This is a genomic window from Micromonospora sp. NPDC005979 (assembly GCF_040614415.1).
Classification (GTDB): domain Bacteria; phylum Actinomycetota; class Actinomycetes; order Mycobacteriales; family Micromonosporaceae; genus Micromonospora.
The window spans coordinates 86,884-102,442 of the sequence record NZ_JBEXUR010000022.1 but is presented as its reverse complement, the minus strand read 5'-3'; the positions used below and the strand labels follow the sequence as shown (position 1 = coordinate 102,442).

The following is a 15,559-nucleotide window of genomic DNA, read 5'->3' as shown; positions in this document are numbered from 1 at the left end:
TCGAGGTTGTATTGGCTGGAGGTGTAGAAGCGGCCGCGGCTGGTGACGCCGGCGTCGAAGACGTAGAAGCCGAAGGTGCCGTCGCTGATCTGGTACGCCATGACGACGTCGTCGGTGCCGTCACCGTCGACGTCACCCGAGGCCATCCGATCGCCGACGTTCGCGAGATCGAAGGAACTCTCACCCTTGTAGTCGGTCGTGTGGTCGAACGCCGTACCGGTTGAGTTCCAGCGGTGGATGGTCAGGGTGCCGTCGCCGTCGTCGTGCCCCAGCGCGGGCCCCTTGCGAGCCGTCGCCCCGGCGATCAGGCCGGTGCGACGGATCGGCTTGTAGGTCCTCAGGTCGCTGGCGCTGTTGAACCCACGACTGCCGACGTTGTTGTCCTTGTACGGGTTCTGGACCGTCTGGCCGGTGTCGTTGAAGGAGTAGACGTAGGCGCCCTTGCTGTGGTCGTTCCGGTCGGCCCAGTGCGAGAAGAGCTCGATGTGGCCGCTGCGGACCATCGCGTCGCCGGCCTGGAAGCTGTCGATGCTCCCGAGGGTGTCCCAGCGGGAGTTGTCCACCTGGAAGTCGTCGGTGACGTAGCTGGTGTTCAGGTGCCAGGCCATCGACACGAGACCGGAGCAGTCGCGCCGGTAGGTCTTGTCGCCGTCCATGTCGCTCGCCCAGGAGCCGGTCTGGGTGTAGGTGAGTTCCCGGTCCACCCAGTTCTGTGCGCGGGACATGATCTCGCTGCGGCTGATCGGGCCTTCGATGGTGGAGGCCTGGGCGGGTGCGGACGACACGCTGACCAGGCCCGCGGCGATCATCGTGATGGTGCCGAGGATCGCGGCCGGTCTGCGGGCTCGGAAGCGACGCATGGGTTTTCCCTTCGTGGTGGGGATGAACGGAGTGGTCGCGAACGTGAGTGCAGGTGCACGACAGCCATTGGCTGGACCCGATGCGACAGGTAAAGTCGCAGCGCACGAGCCACCGTGGGGCCTGCCCCCGATGGCTGGTCCCAACTGGTCCTGCTGTGCGGTTGTGTGTTCGCGACCCTTTCGTCGGAGGTGGGATGAGGGCCTGCCGCTCCGGTGAGTGGTCCGCGAGCTGCCGGTGCGGTGGCTGGCAGAACCCTCGCAGCCACATCAGGTAGCGAACCTTGATGGATGCTTGACAACTTCGGACGCCCTGCTAACGGGCAGTCCAGCGGCGCTACGGACGCGGGGGCGAAGCCGTGGAACTATGCATATTGGGTGATCTCCGTGTGGTCGCGGCCGGCCGGCTGATCGAGTTGGGTCCACCGAAGCAGCGGCTGGTGTTCGCGGCGCTCGCGGTGGACGTGGGCCGCAGCGTGCCGATCGAGGCGCTGGTCGACCGGGTCTGGGACGACGCCCCGCCGGCCGACGCCCGGGGCGTCCTGTACACGTACCTCACCCGAATCCGGCGGATCCTGGTCGCTGCCCAGTCCGCCGAGACGGCCCCGATCACGGTCGGCCGCAACCAGACCGGATACCTGCTCGACGTCGACCCGGACCGCGTCGACCTGTACCGCCTGCGCCGCCTCGCCGAGCAGGCGCAAGGCCTCGCGGTGGACCACCGCGACCGGGCGGCGCTGCTGCGGGAGGCGGTCGAGCTGTGGCGGGGCGACCCGCTCGACGGGCTGCCCGGCGCCTGGGCGGCCCGGGTTCGGGAGGGTCTGCGCCAGCAGATCGTCCGAGTCCTGCTCGACTGGGCCGACAGCGAGATCAGCCAGGGCCGCCCGGGACAGGTCGTCGACCGACTCACCGCAGCCCTGGAGCGCAGCCCGCTCATCGAGCCGCTGGCCGTGAGCCTGATGCGCGCCCTGTATTTCAACGGTCGCCGAGCCGAGGCGCTCGACCTGTACGCCCGGACCCGCGTCAAGCTTGCCGACGAGCTGGGCATCGACCCGGGCTCCGACCTGCAGGATGTGCACCGGGAGATCCTGCGCGGCACGCTGCCCGCGCCGCGGGTGGCCGCCGCCCCTGTCGAGGCGCCCCGAGTGGCGCAGCCCGCGGTCGCTGAGGCCGCACGTGTCGAGGCCCAACCGGAGCCAGCGCACCATGCCCCGACGGGCCCCGGCTGCCAGCTTCCGGCCGACCTGCCCGACCACGTCGGCTGCGAACCGGAGATCTGCTGCGCGTTGAGTGTGCTGCAACCCGGCGATGGACGCCCCGAGGGCAACGCCGCGCCCGTGGTGATCCTCTCCGGGCCGGGCGGCGTGGGTAAGACGGCGCTCAGCATCCGGCTCGCGTACCTGCTTCGCCACTCGTACCCCGACGGGCAGATCTTCGTCACCCTCGCCGGCCGAGGCGGCGACTCCGGGGAGGCCCTGGACCGGGTGCTTCGGGCCCTGGGCGCCACCAACATCCAGCAGTTGCCCACGCTGGAGGACAAGCTTGGGCAGTACCGCGCCATGCTGAGCGGACGCCGATTCCTCATCGTGCTCGACTCGGCGGTCAGCGCCGAGGAGGTTCGCCCGCTCGCGCCCGGTGGGCCGGGAAGCGCCCTGATCGTCTCCAGCCGGGCCCTGCTGACCACCATCCCGGGCGCCGAGCAGATCGAGGTGCCGTTGCTCGATCGGGCCGACTCGCTCGTCCTGCTGGAGCGCATCGTCGGGCCGGGCCGGGTGGCGGCCGAGCCGGAGGCGACCGCCGCGCTGGTCGAGATGTGCGCGGGGCTGCCGCTCGCCCTACGGATCGTCGGCGCCCGGATCGCGGCCCGACCGCACCGCCGGATCGCCCGGCTGGCGGAGCGGATGCGCGACGAGCGCGCGAGGCTCGACGAGATGACTGCGGACGGGCTGGCCGTCCGGGTCAGCGTCGCGGTCGGCTACCAGGCGCTCGACCCACCGGCCCGCCGGGCGTTTCGGTTGCTCGGCTTTCTCGGGGTGTCGAGCTTCGCGGACTGGCTGGTGGCGGCACTCGTTGGTGGCTCGATGGACGACGCCGAGGAGCTGCTGGAACAGCTTGCCGACGCCCGCCTGGTGACCGCCGTTGCGGACCCGACGCACCGGCTGCTCCGGTACCACATGCACGACCTGGTCCGGCTGTTCGCCCGCGAACGCGCCGTCGAGGAGGACAGCGACGGTGCGCTGCGCGCCGCGGTGGCCAGAGTGCTGGTCACGGCCACCGAGCTGGGTGAGCGGCTCAACCAGCGGTTGCCGTACGCCGTTCCGCCGCTCTACCGGCAGGCGCCGCTGCCGGTGGACGTGCCGACCATCCCGCTCCCGGCCGACCACCAGCTACCCGGTTGGCTGGAGGTCGAGGCGCCGACGCTGATCGTCGCGGTGGAGCGGGCTGCGGAACTCGGCATGGACGTGGCGGCGTGCGCGCTGGCGGACGCGTTGGTCTACGCGTCCTTCGCGGTCCGCAACGACTTCGTCGGCTGGAGGCGCACCCACGCGGCGGCCTCTGCCGCGGCCAGGGCGGCCGGCAACGCGGTCGGCGAGGCGGTGATCGAGTGCGGTATCGCGCTGCTGCGTTACAAGGAGGACCGGTTCGCCGAGGCCGAGCGGAACTTCCGTACCGCCATCGACCTGTTCGAAGCCGCCGGCCACGAGCACGGGTCAGCCGCGGCGCGCAACGGTCTCGGCACCGTACTGCGTGAGGTGGGCCGGCATCGGGAGGCCGTCCCGCTGCTGACCACAGCCGCCGAGGTGCTGGGCCGATTGGGGGACGAGAACGCCGCCGCGCACGCGACCTACGGCATCGGCTGCTGTCTGCGGGAGCTCGGCGACGACGAGGCGGCACTGAGCTGGATCGGTCGTGCCGTGGACACCTACCGGTCGCTGGGCCACGCTCGCGGCGAGGCCATCGCCGCCCGGGGCATCGGCCTGGTGCATCGGGCCCGGGGTGAGCTGGCCGACGCGGAGCGCTGGTGCTCCCGCGCCCACGACCTGATCGTGGCGAGCGGTGATGAGTTGCTCGCCTGCTACACGGAGCAGGCGCTGGCGAAGGTGTGGGTCCGGCAGGGCAAGATGTGCCGGGCGCAGGAGCCGTTGGAGCACGCCCTCGGCACGTGCCGGCGGCTGCATGACCGGTTCGGGGTGGCGCTGGTCCAGCGGACCATCGGCGAACTGCACCTGGCGGCCGGCCGGCCGGACACCGCCCTGGAGAACCTTCGCCTCGCGCACGACGGGTGGAGCGAGCTGCACCACGATCTCGGTGTGGCACGGACGCTGCGCGACCTGGGTGCGGCTCATGCGGCGCTGGGCGACGTCGCGTCCGCCCACCAGGCGTGGGAGACCGCTGCGGCGAAGTTCCGCCGGCTCGGCACCCGGGAGGCCGGCGAGGCGGCTGGCTGGCACGAGCGGTGGGGATGCGGGTGCGAGGCGACGGCACCGGTGGGCGTAGCCGTGTCGGTCGCGCACCCGGTCTGAACCCACCCTGGCCTGCTCTTCCAGGTTTCGTCCAGATCGCTGGCAGGCCGGCTCCCTAGCGTCGGAGCAGCTCCGGGCACCAGCCCGGGCAGCAGCTTCGACACGATGGAGAGACGTTCATGACGATCCGACGCAGCAGCGCGTACCTGGTAGTGGCGGTGGCCGTGGCCCTTTCGGCGGCCGGCTGCGCGCACGCCGAGCGGACCGGTGTCGCGGCCGGCCGCCCGGCGTCGGCCTCCTCCGGGCCGGCCGCCGCTCCGGACCCGGCGGGCACCGCTGTCGGACCGCAGGCGACGCCCACCACCTCCGGCGTCCCCGCGCCACCGGCTCCCGCCTCCGACGCGGCCAGCTCCGGTACGGGAGCCGGCCGGGCCGCCGACCCCGCCTCCGCCGCCACCGGGCCCACCCGGCTCGCCGCCCTGCCGACCACTGACACCGACCCGTCCTGCCGGCCGCCGGTCCTACTCGAGGCCACCGGCGCCGCGCTCAACGGGCAGAGCGTCGACGACGTGCAGGTGCTGGGCTGCCGCAACGGCTTCGCCCGACTGATGGCGATCGCTCCGCGGTCGGCCCCGATTCCCGGCGGCGGCCAGGTGTTCCTGCGCAAGGACACCAAGGGCTGGCAGGTCGTCGGACGTACCTCGGCGTCCACCGACTGCGGCGACCCGGGCCTGGTAACCGCGGTCCGGGCGGTCTGCACCGGACTGGCCTGACGGCCGGCGGCGGCTTCCGGGCCGGGCGGGCCGGCCGGAGGGGAGACCGTCCGGCTCCCGGGCCCGACGAGCGGCAGTGCCGAAGACGACGGATACTCGCCTGATGACTGGACCGGATCTCGACCCCGAACAGTATCCTCCCATCGACCCACGTGAACCGGTGCCCGACGACGCGGGCGTCCTTCTGCCTGGTGGACCGGACGAGTTGCCCGAAGCCCCGCACGAACCGTCGCCAGACGATGGTGGCAACGCCGGCGGCGTGCGCGAGCCGGCATAGACAAACGCCGCGACCTGCGAACTCTGTGCGGTGACCTCTTCGCCGATTGCGAAGGCGTCAGCGTCGGCGCCCCGGGGAGTCGGTAGGGCGGCGCCCGCGTATGCCAACGAGCGCGCACCTGATCTTGACCAAACGCGCTCAGCCTTGGCGGAACGGGCGAGTGATCGGGTGCTTCTGATCAGCTGCTTCGCCCTCGTTCGTGGACGTATTGCGGCGCAGGTGCAGGGCGAAGGCGGTGATCCAGGTCCAGCCGCGCACCGTGCGGCGAGTTGATCAAGTTTCAGTGCCATTGCGGAGGATGGACGCAAGCCTGCCTTCCGGCTATCTTGCTTCAAGATCAAGGGGGGTCAACGTGGGTGCGTCCGGGTGGAGCTACTACGTCGCATATCAGCCGGATCTCCAAGTCGCGCTGGACGGACTGCGGCGGCAGGTTTTCGAGACCGGCGACTACTGGTGGGCCGTGCCGTACGAGTACGGCAAGTCGGCGGCGGATTTTCCGAATCGGCCGATGACGGAGGCCGAGCTGTGGGCGGACGAATCCGTCCAGGAGTCCGGTACCCACTCGATACTGGATATGTCGCGAATCTTGGCCGACGGTGAAGAGCCTGACTACGGGACGATTCAGCCGGTGGTCGAGGCCGAGGCGATCGAGTACCTGGGTACCCGCAAGCTGACTCGGTCGCACGTGGAGGCGATCGAACCTCTCGCTAACCGAAGCTGGTTCGGCCGGTGCGCGGTTTTGCATGACGCTGACGGCAATCCCAGCGAAATCTACTTCTGGGGTTCCTCTGGTGACTAGGGCTGTGTCGTAGCTGGACGGAGGTGTCGGCCCTCTCCGCATGTCGCCCTCGGCATGACACGCGTGACATCTATCTGATTCGAAGGAGGCTCGGCATGACTGATCCACGCGAAACGTTCCTCCGACTGGTGAACGGTGTCTGCGACGGTCCGTACGAAGACCTGGCCGACCTGTATGGCGAACAAACCCACGTCACGCATCCGTTTCACCCGCTCGATCCGCCACCGCTGCGCAGCCGCAGCGAGCTGCACGAGCATTTCACCGCGACACCTCCGGTGGGGCGGACATTGAACCGTAAGCCGGTCGACGTGAGGATTCATGAAACCGCGGACCCGGAGGTGATTGTCGCCGAGTTTGCCTATCAGGGGCGGGTCGCCGAGACGGGTGAGGCCTTCACGGTGCCGTGCGTCTTCGTGATGCGTATCCGCGATGGGCTCATTATCGAGTCCCGGGACTACATCGACCACGTCGCCAGCGCGCGAGCGTGGGGTCAACTCGACAACCTGTTGACCGCACTCCGGCCGCAGACGAGCAGCACCATCGACGGCGAACCCCGACCCTGACTCACGCCCCGCCAGCAGCGGTGTGTCGAGGGCGACTGCGTTGGCTGCCGTCCTGGGGCAGGATCGTTGCGTGGTCAGCATCAGCCAGGAATCCCGTGACGAAACCGCGCAGCGGCTGCGACGCGTCATAGCGGCCGCCGAACTGGTCATATTCGACGGCGAGTGGTCGTTTTTCGAGGCGCCGCTCACTCAGCCACCGGCCTTGACGGTTGACCTGCTGGCCGTGGTGCGCGACGAGGATCGGTGGTCCTGGCTGGCGCCAGTCGGGGCGACCGACGGTGAGCGCTTCACGGTGTTCTCGTTCCACTTCCCGCCGGAACTGGACAACAGCGGGTTCGTCGGGTGGCTGGCCACCGAGTTGAAGCGCCGGCTGGGTACCGGGGTGTTCGTCATCTGTGGTCACAACGGCGACCGCGGTGGCATCTACGACTACTGGGGTTGCCCAACGCGGGTCCGCGCCGAGGTCGTACAGGTCCTGAGTGAGCTGCGAGCCGGCCGGTAGACACAGCGGCGGTGGCCTCCGAAACATGGCGGCTGACGATGCACCCCGGAAATGCCCAGGTGCCGGTCCCCGGCACCGCCGCCGCGAGCGGCCTACGCCGTTTGGCCGGTCGGAGCGCCCCCGGCCTCGACTTGGTCTGGATCACATTCGTACCGGCGCCCTTCGGCGCGACGCGGCCGCGCAAGCGACGAGGCTGGGGCACGTCGGGGACGGCTGGAAACCGATGTCACGCGTCGGTTGTGCGGTGGCGGGCGCGTACCAGGTGGTGCAGCGCCACCAGGGGAGCCACGCCCGCCGGATACCAGGCCAGGTCGACCGGGTCGAATTGCACACCCAGCGCGAGCCTCGCGGCGAGGCTCCGCGCCGACAGTTCGGCTGGCACCCCGGTCAGCTGTGCGAGCTCCACCACCCAGCAGAAGGCCGTGGCGACGGTCCCGGCGGGCATCGGCGCCATCCGTGGCCACAGGAACAGCACTACGGCCCAGACCATCGACGCGTACAGCGCGGTGCCGGAGTACTGCCGCAGCGCCCCGTCGTCGAAGGCGCGAATCAGCAGTGCGAGGCCCAGAAACAGCAGCGCGACCAGGGGCATGAGCCACCGCACCGTACGGGGCTTGATCGACATTCCCGATACGGTAGCCCGTTGCCGGACCGCCACCTGTCCTGCCTCTCGGCTCGATCGAGGGCGCCTACGCACGCCCTCGCTCTGCGCGCGCCGCGGCCTGGGGTTGATGTGAGGATGGCGACGTGATGAGCATCGGCCCGTTGACACACCTCGACCGCGGCGAGTGGGAAGCGTTGACCCGGAGTTTCCACGCGCACTGGGCTGGCCGGCCGGGTCGACCCGCGATTGAGGTCGACGACGATGGCTACGAACGGACCTGGCAACGCCTGGTGGACGGTGGGCAGATCCGGGGCATCTGCGCACGGCTCGACGGCACGATGGTCGGCATCGCGCATTACCTGTTCCACCTAAGCGTCTGGGGCGCCGGGAGGTGCTATCTGGCCGAACTGTTCGTCACGCCCGAGGTACGACGGCGAGGCATTGCCACCGCAATGATCGAATGGGTGGCGCAGGATGCCGACAAGCACGGCTCCCCACGCCTGTATTGGAACACCGAGGTCGATGCCGAGGCCCGAGCTCTGTACGACAAGATCGCGGTCTACCGGGGCTACGTCGTGTACAACTACTCACCGTCGGCCACTTAAGGCCAGGTCAGTACGCCGATCGCGCGATGCCGCGCCCTCGTGGTCGTTCACGCGTCAACGGACGACGAGCGCGTCGCTCATGCGGAAAGCCTCTTCGGCGCGGTCGATGTGCTGACCGTCGTCGAACGCGGTGCTGGCTATCCGGAATCGTGACGGCTCGGCGATCTCCGCACTGGCGAGAGTCCACGGTCCTTCGCGGTCTGCGCCCGGCACCGCGGCGAGGAGGGCGACGCCGCCGTGCTGAGGGACGTCGTGGTCGGCGTGGGGCTCGTCGTACCGTGCGTGACGCAGCACGACCGGGCCGGAGCGGATCGTCTCAGGCGGCACCCCGGGGGGTACGTGACGCCACCGTCGAACAAGCTCCGCGAAGGCGGTCTGACGCTCGGCGCCACGACGCGTGCTCGCGGCGAGAATGGCGCTGCCCGCGTCGGCCGCGATGCGGCAGATGTCGAGGATCGGCACGCCGGCGGCCAGCTTCGGATAGTAGTGGACGAGCCGAGCGTGGTTCAGCAACATGACGAGCGCTTGAGCGGCGGCCCGTTGCGGTGCTTCGAGGGTCGACGTCGGTACCGGCTTTCGTCGGTGCGGCCGCGTGTGCGGGGTGACGAGGTCGGCCGCCCGGCCGGCCGTCGACTCGTACCATCGCGGGTCGTCGGGCCAGACGGAAGCCTCGGTCGCCCGCAGGCGACCGGTGCGCCCGATCGCCACCCCCGGCCCGGCGTCGGTGCGGCTCACGGCCATCCCGACCCGGTCCTCGGCGTCGAACCACAGATCGGCGACCCCGTCGAAGGTGAACTTCAGCGGCGCGTCCGGCCAGGGCTTCTGGGACCCGTCCCGCGAGACGCGTCCGGTACCGGGGGTGAACCGGCGTGGAGTGGCCAGGGTGAGCTGTACCCGCAGTCCCGCATCCGAAGGTCGGGCCGTGAGCGAGCGCACGCTGCCGGCGGCGAGGTCGTAGTCGCGGGCGAGCGCGTCGACGACTTCCGCGGTCAGCCGGAAGGTGCCCGGGAAGACGCGACCCAGGTAGTCCCGATGGACGGAACGGTCCGGCTGTGCGGTGGGGAGCACTCTGTCCAGGCTCGGGTCCAGGTCGACCATCAGCCTGCGTCGGTCGGCACCGAGGTCGGCCATCCACCGTAGGCCGGCGCGCGCTCGTCTGGATCGAAGTGGCCTCGGCGCGCATGCCGCGCCCACCAGAGGTACGGCGTTGTTGTCCCAGATATCGGCGATGCGGCCGATCCGAGCCGCGTCGAAGCCCCGGGCGTCCGTGGCCAGGGCGGTGATCTCGCGGATGGAGCGGTCGAGCAGCCCGGCGAAGGCTTCCAGCGGCGAACTCACGGCCGCGAGTATCGCACCCGCGAACACCCGGCCGCTCGGACGGCGTCCTGGCCGAGGAGCTCGACGCGTACCGTGCCGGCCCCGGTGGGCGATCCGACCCACAGAGGTAGGGCACCGGCCCGGGCGAGGGAGATCTCCGGCTCGCTCGACATCGGCCGGACGGCGGCGGCGACGGGTACGTCCACGGCGGCGGCGGACGGCCACTCAGGGCGGGCCGCCTTACGCAACGCGGCCTGCTCCTCCAGGTCGACAGCACGCGGGCGGGCCGGTGCCGACGTCCCCTTGACCGGCGCGACCGGGTTCTTCGCAGCGGGGGAGCGGGGGTGGCCGGCGGGTCCGGCGTGTGCGGGCGCCGCCCCGGCCAAACTGATGACCAGCGCCAGGACGAGAGCGCCGGCCAGCGAGCCACGACCGGCGCGTATCCAGCCGATCCGACGGGTACCTGGTATGGGCATCCTGTTCCCCCCGCGTGAAGTGGTGACTGCGAACAAGCCGGTTGCCCCGCACGCGCCGGATCGGCCGTCCGACTAGGACACTGGGCGTCAGACGACGCCGTGGGCAACGGATCCAGCGCGTTCGGGACAGTCCCGAACGGGCCCGCACGGCGAGCGTCAGATGACTAGGATCGATAACCTCGATCGAGTCCGATCGACGCATGGGGGAGTCGCATGTCCGAAGCCGGAACGCAGCCGCCGAACCCCGACGAGGCGACGAACTCGACCGAGTTCGTGACGGCGCTGCGGGCCCTGCGGGAATGGTCCGGCCTGACGTACCGGGAACTCGCGGCCAAGGCCGACGCCTCAGGGGACGCCCTGCCGTCGAGCACGATCGCGTCGGCTCTGAGCCGTACGACCCTGCCCCGGCAACAGGTGGTGCAGTCCTTTGCGCGAGCCTGCGGACTCGGCGACGCCGCGGCGGCCCGCTGGGTCGCGGCCCGTAACCGGCTTGCCGTCGGGCCGATCTCGAGCGGTTCTCCGGATCCGGTCGAGGAGCCCGAGGTGGCCACCGCGGAGCCGGTCGCACCGCCCGTCCCGGCTGCTCGGCCGCGACGGTCGAGGAGGGCAATCGTGGTGATCGCCGCCCTCGCCGCCGTGATCGGCTCGGGCACGGCGTTGGCCTGGAAGGGCGCCCTCGGCTCAGACGGCTCGAACGGCTCGAACGGCTCGGGTGGCCGTGCCGTGGAATCCTCCGGGGCTTCCACGCCCGCGACTGCCGCCCTGCCCGATGGCTGGTACCTGATCCAACCCGCGCACGTGCGGGACCGTGACCTGTGCCTGGGCGAGGGGCGGGAGCGTAACGGCCGCACTGACCGGCCGCTGGCGGTGCAACGGGCGTGCGACCGGATCTCCCCGGACACCTTCCTCAAAGCGGTCGGTGTCGGGGTCTACGAGATCGAATGGCACCATCCGAAGGAGGGCGCGGGCTGTCTGACCGTCGACGAGGCGCTGACGGGGGACGGCGCGTTGCTGGCGCCGGACAACTGCACCGGTGCCGCCCACCAGCGGTACCTGTTGGAGGCCACAAACGTGCCGGTGCCCGGCGGCTACCGGCTCCGTCCGATCCACAGTGGCCTCTGCGTCGGGGCGCTCGGCGGCCCGGCCGATGTGAACCCCGGCGCCGAGGCGATGCAGGCGAACTGCACCGGGGCCCTGGATCAGGAATTTCTCTTCGTCGCGACGAAACAGGCAGGCCGATCGTCCTGAATCACTGCCGTGGTTGTCGAGCGGACGATCAATCGTCCTCATCGAAATCCGTGTCGTCGACGAGGCCGCCCAGGAACGTCTCGAAATCGGGGGCGAGGACAGTGATCTGGTAATCCCACTCCTGGTCGACGTGCACGACTGTCGGCTCGCCGGTGGACCGGTAGTCGAGGGCGATCATGTCGTGGCCCGCCGAGGGGCAGTCGGCGATGTAGATACCAATGTCGGGGTAGCCCCACTCGGCTATCCAGAACGCGCTCCCGAGCTCGCCGCACAGGCTGAAGGGCGCGGTCCGGCCGATCGCCGCCAGGGTGTCCACCGCGACGTAGTTCGCCGACCAGGAGGTTCGGCTGGGCGAGGGGTGGGCGTCACGAGCCAACAGTCCGCCGTTGTGTCGCCGGGCCAGGTCGACGTACGCGGCGGGTAGCTTGCGGCCGAGCTGCGCCTCCACCTGCCGTAGAACCTCGTCGGTGAGCGGACTTTCCAGCGGATCGGAGGCGTCGAAGATGATCGTGGGATCGAGCACGCGCTGACGGTAGTCGCTGAACGTCGGCTGCCGGAACGCCCCGGGCTTCACTGTCTGGACGCTGTTCGTGTTGAGGATTCACTCCTGCCGCGACTGCGCGGACCCGGCGGGTGCGCTGCACCGACGCTTCCTCGGCTGGCCCAGGTGAGCATCCTGCTGTTAGGTTCGCGAACGTGACGGTGCAGATCACCGCTGGGCGTTTCCACGAGGCTGACGGTGTCGACGACTGGCGTTGTCTCTACCACCTGGTCTCGGCCTACTTCCGGACTGGCTCGCTGTCGGCGGGGATCGCGTTCGTCGACGAGATCGGCCGGCTCGCCGGCCGCGACGAGCACGAGCATCTCAACCTAGACCTGCGCCACGTGGGCGTCACCGTTTCGCTGTCGCGGCGTGACATCTCATTGGCGCGACGGATATCGGCCGCTGCGCGGGCGCTGGGCATTCCCGCCGATCCCACGGCGGTGCAGCTCCTCAACATCACCCTCGATGCCCTGGTGAAGTCGGACGTGCTGCCGTTCTGGCAGGCGCTGCTGGGATACCGGCAGATCGGTGACGACTACCTGGCCGATCCGGCGCGACGGGGGCCCGGATTCGGGCTGCAACCCATGGAGACGGCGCGACCGCAACGCAACCGGATGCATGTCGACATCGCCGTCCCGCACGATCAAGCGGAGGACCGCATCGCCGCCGCCCTGGCCGCCGGCGGGCGCGTCGTCTCCGCCGCGCACGCGCCGAAGTGGTGGGTGCTGGCCGACCCCGAGGGTAATGAGGCATGCGTCGCGACCTGGGTCGGACGCGAGTAGCGGGTCAGCCACGGGGGAGTTTCGCCGTACCGACGGCGCGAACTGCTCTCGCCCCGACTGACCGGGCGTCACACCCGGCTCAGACCGAGCGCCTCGTCCACCCGGTCCAGCACCCCCACGTCGTCGTGGCCGACGCCGCGCAGCAGGTCGATGGCGGTCGCCCGGATCTGCCCGACGATCATGGTGACCGGCAGCGGCGGATCGGACCGCAGCAGGCCTGCGGCGATCCGGACCGCCTCCAGGGCCGCCGCGTCGGCCCGGTGCGCGTGCCGGTCGGCGTCGGCGCCGCTCAGGTCGCTGGCCAGTGCCTCCCCGGCCGACCGTACGGCGGCGGTCAGCGCGCCGATCGCGGCGGCCAGCTCCGGCGGGGTGGCGGTGTGCCGGCGGGTCAGGGTCACGCCGGCCCGGGCCAGCACCCGGATGTTGCGCGCGGCGTAGTCGAGCTGCCGCAGCGTCGCCTCCACGTCGACGAGCTTGCCCAGGTGCCGGCGGCGCAGTCCCAGCCGCAGCGTCTCACCGGTGGCGAGCACGGCTGTCTGTAGCTGGGCGACGCAGTCGTCCACCTGCCGGGCCTGGTCCAGCGCGGCGCGGGCGGCCTCCTCGTCGCAGCCCCGCAGCGCGGTGTGCACCTCGTCGAGCAGGTCGGCCAGGTCGGTGTAGCTGCGCCGGGCCTGCGCCACCAGCGGCGCCAGCGGGTCACGGGCGGCCATCAGTTGGCTGGCGGCCAACGCGACCGCGCCACCGATGAGCGCGTCGACGAAGCGGAACGGCATCAGCGTGCCGTGCGGCGCGGCGACCACGACCAGGTACATGGCCGAGACGGTGGCCTGCACGACCAGGGCACGGCGGGCGCCGATCAGCACCAGCGTCGTGGTGGTCAGCAGCAGCACCAGCAGGACCGTGCGGGTGCCGGGGCCGAGCGCGTACACGAGCAGCTCCGCGACGAGCACGGCGGCGGCCACCGCGAGCAGGATCTCGACGGTCTGCCGCAGCCGTCGCCCGCGGGACTCACCGAGTACGACGAGCGCGGCGGTCGGGGCGTAGAACGGGTCCGGGTGACGGATCACCACCGCTGCCACGATCCAGGCGACCACCGCGGCAGCGGTCAGCTCGACCACGGTCATGCCGTCGCCCCGCAACCGCGCTACGGCGTCGCGCCCCCAGGTCCGCAACGGTGCTGCCCCTCTCGCCGGGCGGACCCGACCCGGCCGCCTATTGATCTTCCGCGAGGACCGGGACTACCCCGCCTGTGAACTGCTCAATCGTTGGGTGGCGGGCGGCACGCGGGACGGCAGGCCGGTGGCAGGTCATGGTGGGCGGCCGCGTCACTGCATGGCGGTGGCCGCAGGATGGTCGGCTGACACGGGGCAGCGGAAGGTGTACAGCGAGTAGCCGCGCCCGATTTGCACACCGACAACGTCCGGGGACGCGGTCGGGTCCTCCTCGGACGGGCGCCAGCTGCAATGCATCCCGTTCCAGTCGCCCGAATCCACGGTGAAGATCAAGGTCATCGTGGTGCCGCAGGCGACACAGTCCATCGGGTACGGATCGGTCAGTGACCAGTTCGCGTACCCGCCGACCTTCCACCCCGGCGCCAGCGACAGGTCGCTCTGGTAGTGGGGACGGCTCTCGTCCTCGTCGTCATCCCACTCGTCGAGCCGGTCGCGTAGGTCAGCAGGGAGCAGGTCGGCGTATTGGTATTCGCGGACCTGTTCGGGGTGCACCAGACACGGGATCGGCAGGTACATGTCGCTGATCACCGATGGCTCGGGAGGTGCTTCGAGCAGTGGGACGACGGCTGAACTGTCGCGCCAGTAGAGGAAGACGCGAGGGCTGTAGTCCCGGTCCGAGTGGTCCACGGGGCACCACAGCACCTGGAGCAGGTCGGTGCCGTCCGGACCGGCGTAGTCCGGGATGTCTCGTCGGTAGAGCTGCGCGACGGGGACCAACGGGATGGGATCCTCGATCAGGTCGTCCAGTTCCAGGGCGTCGGCGGCGTCCAGTTCCGCCCGCTCCTCGACGGTCAGGAAGTCCTCACCCGGCACCGACCCCCGGGCTTCTGCGGTCGCGAGGATCTCCCGCTTGCGGCGCAGGGCAGCCGGGGTCGTGAGGTTCCATGGCTCGTGCGCCCCGGCGTCGTCGCAGACCGGCCATACCTCCTGGGCCGGCCACAGCAGCGGTCCACCGACCGAGCTGTCCCTGGCGGTCGGAGCGCCGGGTCGGGGATGCAGGCGGGTAGCCGTGGTGGAGTGTTCCCGCAGCTCAGGAAAGACTGCGGCGATATCCAGCGGACGCGGAGGTGTGGTACGGGCCATATCGGTGGATCTTATGGCCCGCGTACCGGTCCTGATTCCCCGGATTGCTGGCAACAGCCGGCGTCTGACGGCGCCCGGGCTGTCGGAATAGCTGATCTTCCGGCGGTGATTCGGCTCCGACCGGTCAGGCCGTACCCTGGCGGTTGACTCGGCCCTCGTGGGCTGCCTTCGACCGGCCATGGTCGCGCTCGGTGCCCGCTGATCCGGTAGCGGTGCGCTCGTGCCGCTGATCAGGCGAGTGCTCGACCGTCGCCCCCTGCCGGCCCCGTGCGCCGTTGCCCGGGTGCCGGCGGCCCCGCGCCGACTCGCCGCCGCTGTCGTGCTTGTTGCGCTGTTGGCTTCCCATGCCAGGTCGGGTACCCGGTGCCTGGGCACTCATGCTTTCGGGCGGGACGGCTCCGGCGCAGTTCCGCAGGCCAGCTCGGATTGTGCA

General features: G+C 70.6%; 14 protein-coding genes and 1 pseudogene. 8 read left to right on the top strand and 7 right to left on the bottom strand.

What is annotated here, in order from left to right; all coding sequences use genetic code 11:
* Window positions 1-860 (bottom strand): annotated as a pseudogene (locus ABZ272_RS28275) (hypothetical protein); the annotation flags it as partial.
* A 371-nt stretch (window positions 861-1,231) separates the two neighbouring features.
* Here ABZ272_RS28275 and ABZ272_RS28270 point away from each other — a divergent pair.
* From ABZ272_RS28270 to ABZ272_RS28250, 5 genes are all read left to right on the top strand, one after another.
* Entirely contained in the window at window positions 1,232-4,381 is a 3,150-nt protein-coding gene (locus ABZ272_RS28270) for a BTAD domain-containing putative transcriptional regulator (protein ID WP_355052971.1), read from the top strand.
* A 119-nt stretch (window positions 4,382-4,500) separates the two neighbouring features.
* On the top strand, window positions 4,501-5,094 hold the full coding sequence (locus tag ABZ272_RS28265; RefSeq protein WP_355052970.1) for a hypothetical protein: 594 nt from the start codon (window positions 4,501-4,503) through the stop codon (window positions 5,092-5,094).
* A gap of 629 nt (window positions 5,095-5,723) precedes the next feature.
* Complete coding sequence (locus ABZ272_RS28260; RefSeq protein WP_355052969.1) at window positions 5,724-6,170, top strand: hypothetical protein; 447 nt, start codon at window positions 5,724-5,726, stop codon at window positions 6,168-6,170.
* A 95-nt stretch (window positions 6,171-6,265) separates the two neighbouring features.
* Window positions 6,266-6,733: a nuclear transport factor 2 family protein gene (locus ABZ272_RS28255; RefSeq protein ID WP_355052968.1), complete on the top strand. Its 468-nt coding sequence runs from the start codon at window positions 6,266-6,268 to the stop codon at window positions 6,731-6,733.
* Window positions 6,734-6,803: 70 nt separating this feature from the next.
* Window positions 6,804-7,235, top strand: coding sequence for a DUF6196 family protein (locus ABZ272_RS28250; protein WP_355052967.1), 432 nt, complete (start codon window positions 6,804-6,806; stop codon window positions 7,233-7,235).
* Between the two features lie 226 nt (window positions 7,236-7,461).
* Here ABZ272_RS28250 and ABZ272_RS28245 read toward each other — a convergent pair whose 3' ends face one another.
* Window positions 7,462-7,860 (bottom strand): DUF2809 domain-containing protein, encoded by a 399-nt coding sequence (locus tag ABZ272_RS28245; protein ID WP_355052966.1) that lies wholly within the window; start codon window positions 7,858-7,860, stop codon window positions 7,462-7,464.
* A gap of 125 nt (window positions 7,861-7,985) precedes the next feature.
* Here ABZ272_RS28245 and ABZ272_RS28240 point away from each other — a divergent pair, with 125 nt between their 5' ends.
* Window positions 7,986-8,444, top strand: coding sequence for a GNAT family N-acetyltransferase (locus ABZ272_RS28240; protein ID WP_355052973.1), 459 nt, complete (start codon window positions 7,986-7,988; stop codon window positions 8,442-8,444).
* Between the two features lie 54 nt (window positions 8,445-8,498).
* On the opposite strand, the gene ABZ272_RS28235 is transcribed toward ABZ272_RS28240, so the two are convergent.
* Together ABZ272_RS28235 and ABZ272_RS28230 are read right to left on the bottom strand one after the other, a co-directional pair.
* Window positions 8,499-9,782, bottom strand: coding sequence for a hypothetical protein (locus ABZ272_RS28235; RefSeq protein ID WP_355052965.1), 1,284 nt, complete (start codon window positions 9,780-9,782; stop codon window positions 8,499-8,501).
* Window positions 9,779-10,237 carry a hypothetical protein gene (locus ABZ272_RS28230; RefSeq protein ID WP_355052964.1) on the bottom strand — a complete coding sequence of 153 codons (459 nt, stop codon included), beginning with the start codon at window positions 10,235-10,237 and terminating at the stop codon, window positions 9,779-9,781. The genes ABZ272_RS28235 and ABZ272_RS28230 overlap by 4 nt, the downstream gene beginning before the upstream one ends.
* A 213-nt stretch (window positions 10,238-10,450) precedes the next feature.
* Between ABZ272_RS28230 and ABZ272_RS28225 the strand changes: the two genes are divergently transcribed.
* On the top strand, window positions 10,451-11,485 hold the full coding sequence (locus ABZ272_RS28225; RefSeq protein ID WP_355052963.1) for an XRE family transcriptional regulator: 1,035 nt from the start codon (window positions 10,451-10,453) through the stop codon (window positions 11,483-11,485).
* 28 nt (window positions 11,486-11,513) lie between these two features.
* On the opposite strand, the gene ABZ272_RS28220 is transcribed toward ABZ272_RS28225, so the two are convergent.
* On the bottom strand, window positions 11,514-12,008 hold the full coding sequence (locus ABZ272_RS28220; RefSeq protein WP_355052962.1) for an SMI1/KNR4 family protein: 495 nt from the start codon (window positions 12,006-12,008) through the stop codon (window positions 11,514-11,516).
* A gap of 173 nt (window positions 12,009-12,181) precedes the next feature.
* On the opposite strand from ABZ272_RS28220, the gene ABZ272_RS28215 reads away from it, so the two are divergent.
* Window positions 12,182-12,811, top strand: a complete 630-nt coding sequence (locus ABZ272_RS28215) for a VOC family protein (protein WP_355052961.1) — start codon at window positions 12,182-12,184, stop codon at window positions 12,809-12,811.
* Window positions 12,812-12,879: 68 nt separating this feature from the next.
* Here the strand turns inward: ABZ272_RS28215 and ABZ272_RS28210 are convergent, their stop codons facing one another.
* Both ABZ272_RS28210 and ABZ272_RS28205 read right to left on the bottom strand, forming a co-directional pair.
* A complete protein-coding gene (locus ABZ272_RS28210) occupies window positions 12,880-13,935 on the bottom strand; it encodes an FUSC family protein (protein WP_355052960.1) in 1,056 nt (351 codons plus the stop codon).
* A 201-nt stretch (window positions 13,936-14,136) separates the two neighbouring features.
* The gene (locus ABZ272_RS28205) at window positions 14,137-15,126 is read right to left on the bottom strand and encodes a hypothetical protein (RefSeq protein WP_355052959.1); all 990 of its coding nucleotides are present in this window, start codon (window positions 15,124-15,126) and stop codon (window positions 14,137-14,139) included.
* Window positions 15,127-15,559: the final 433 nt, after the last annotated feature.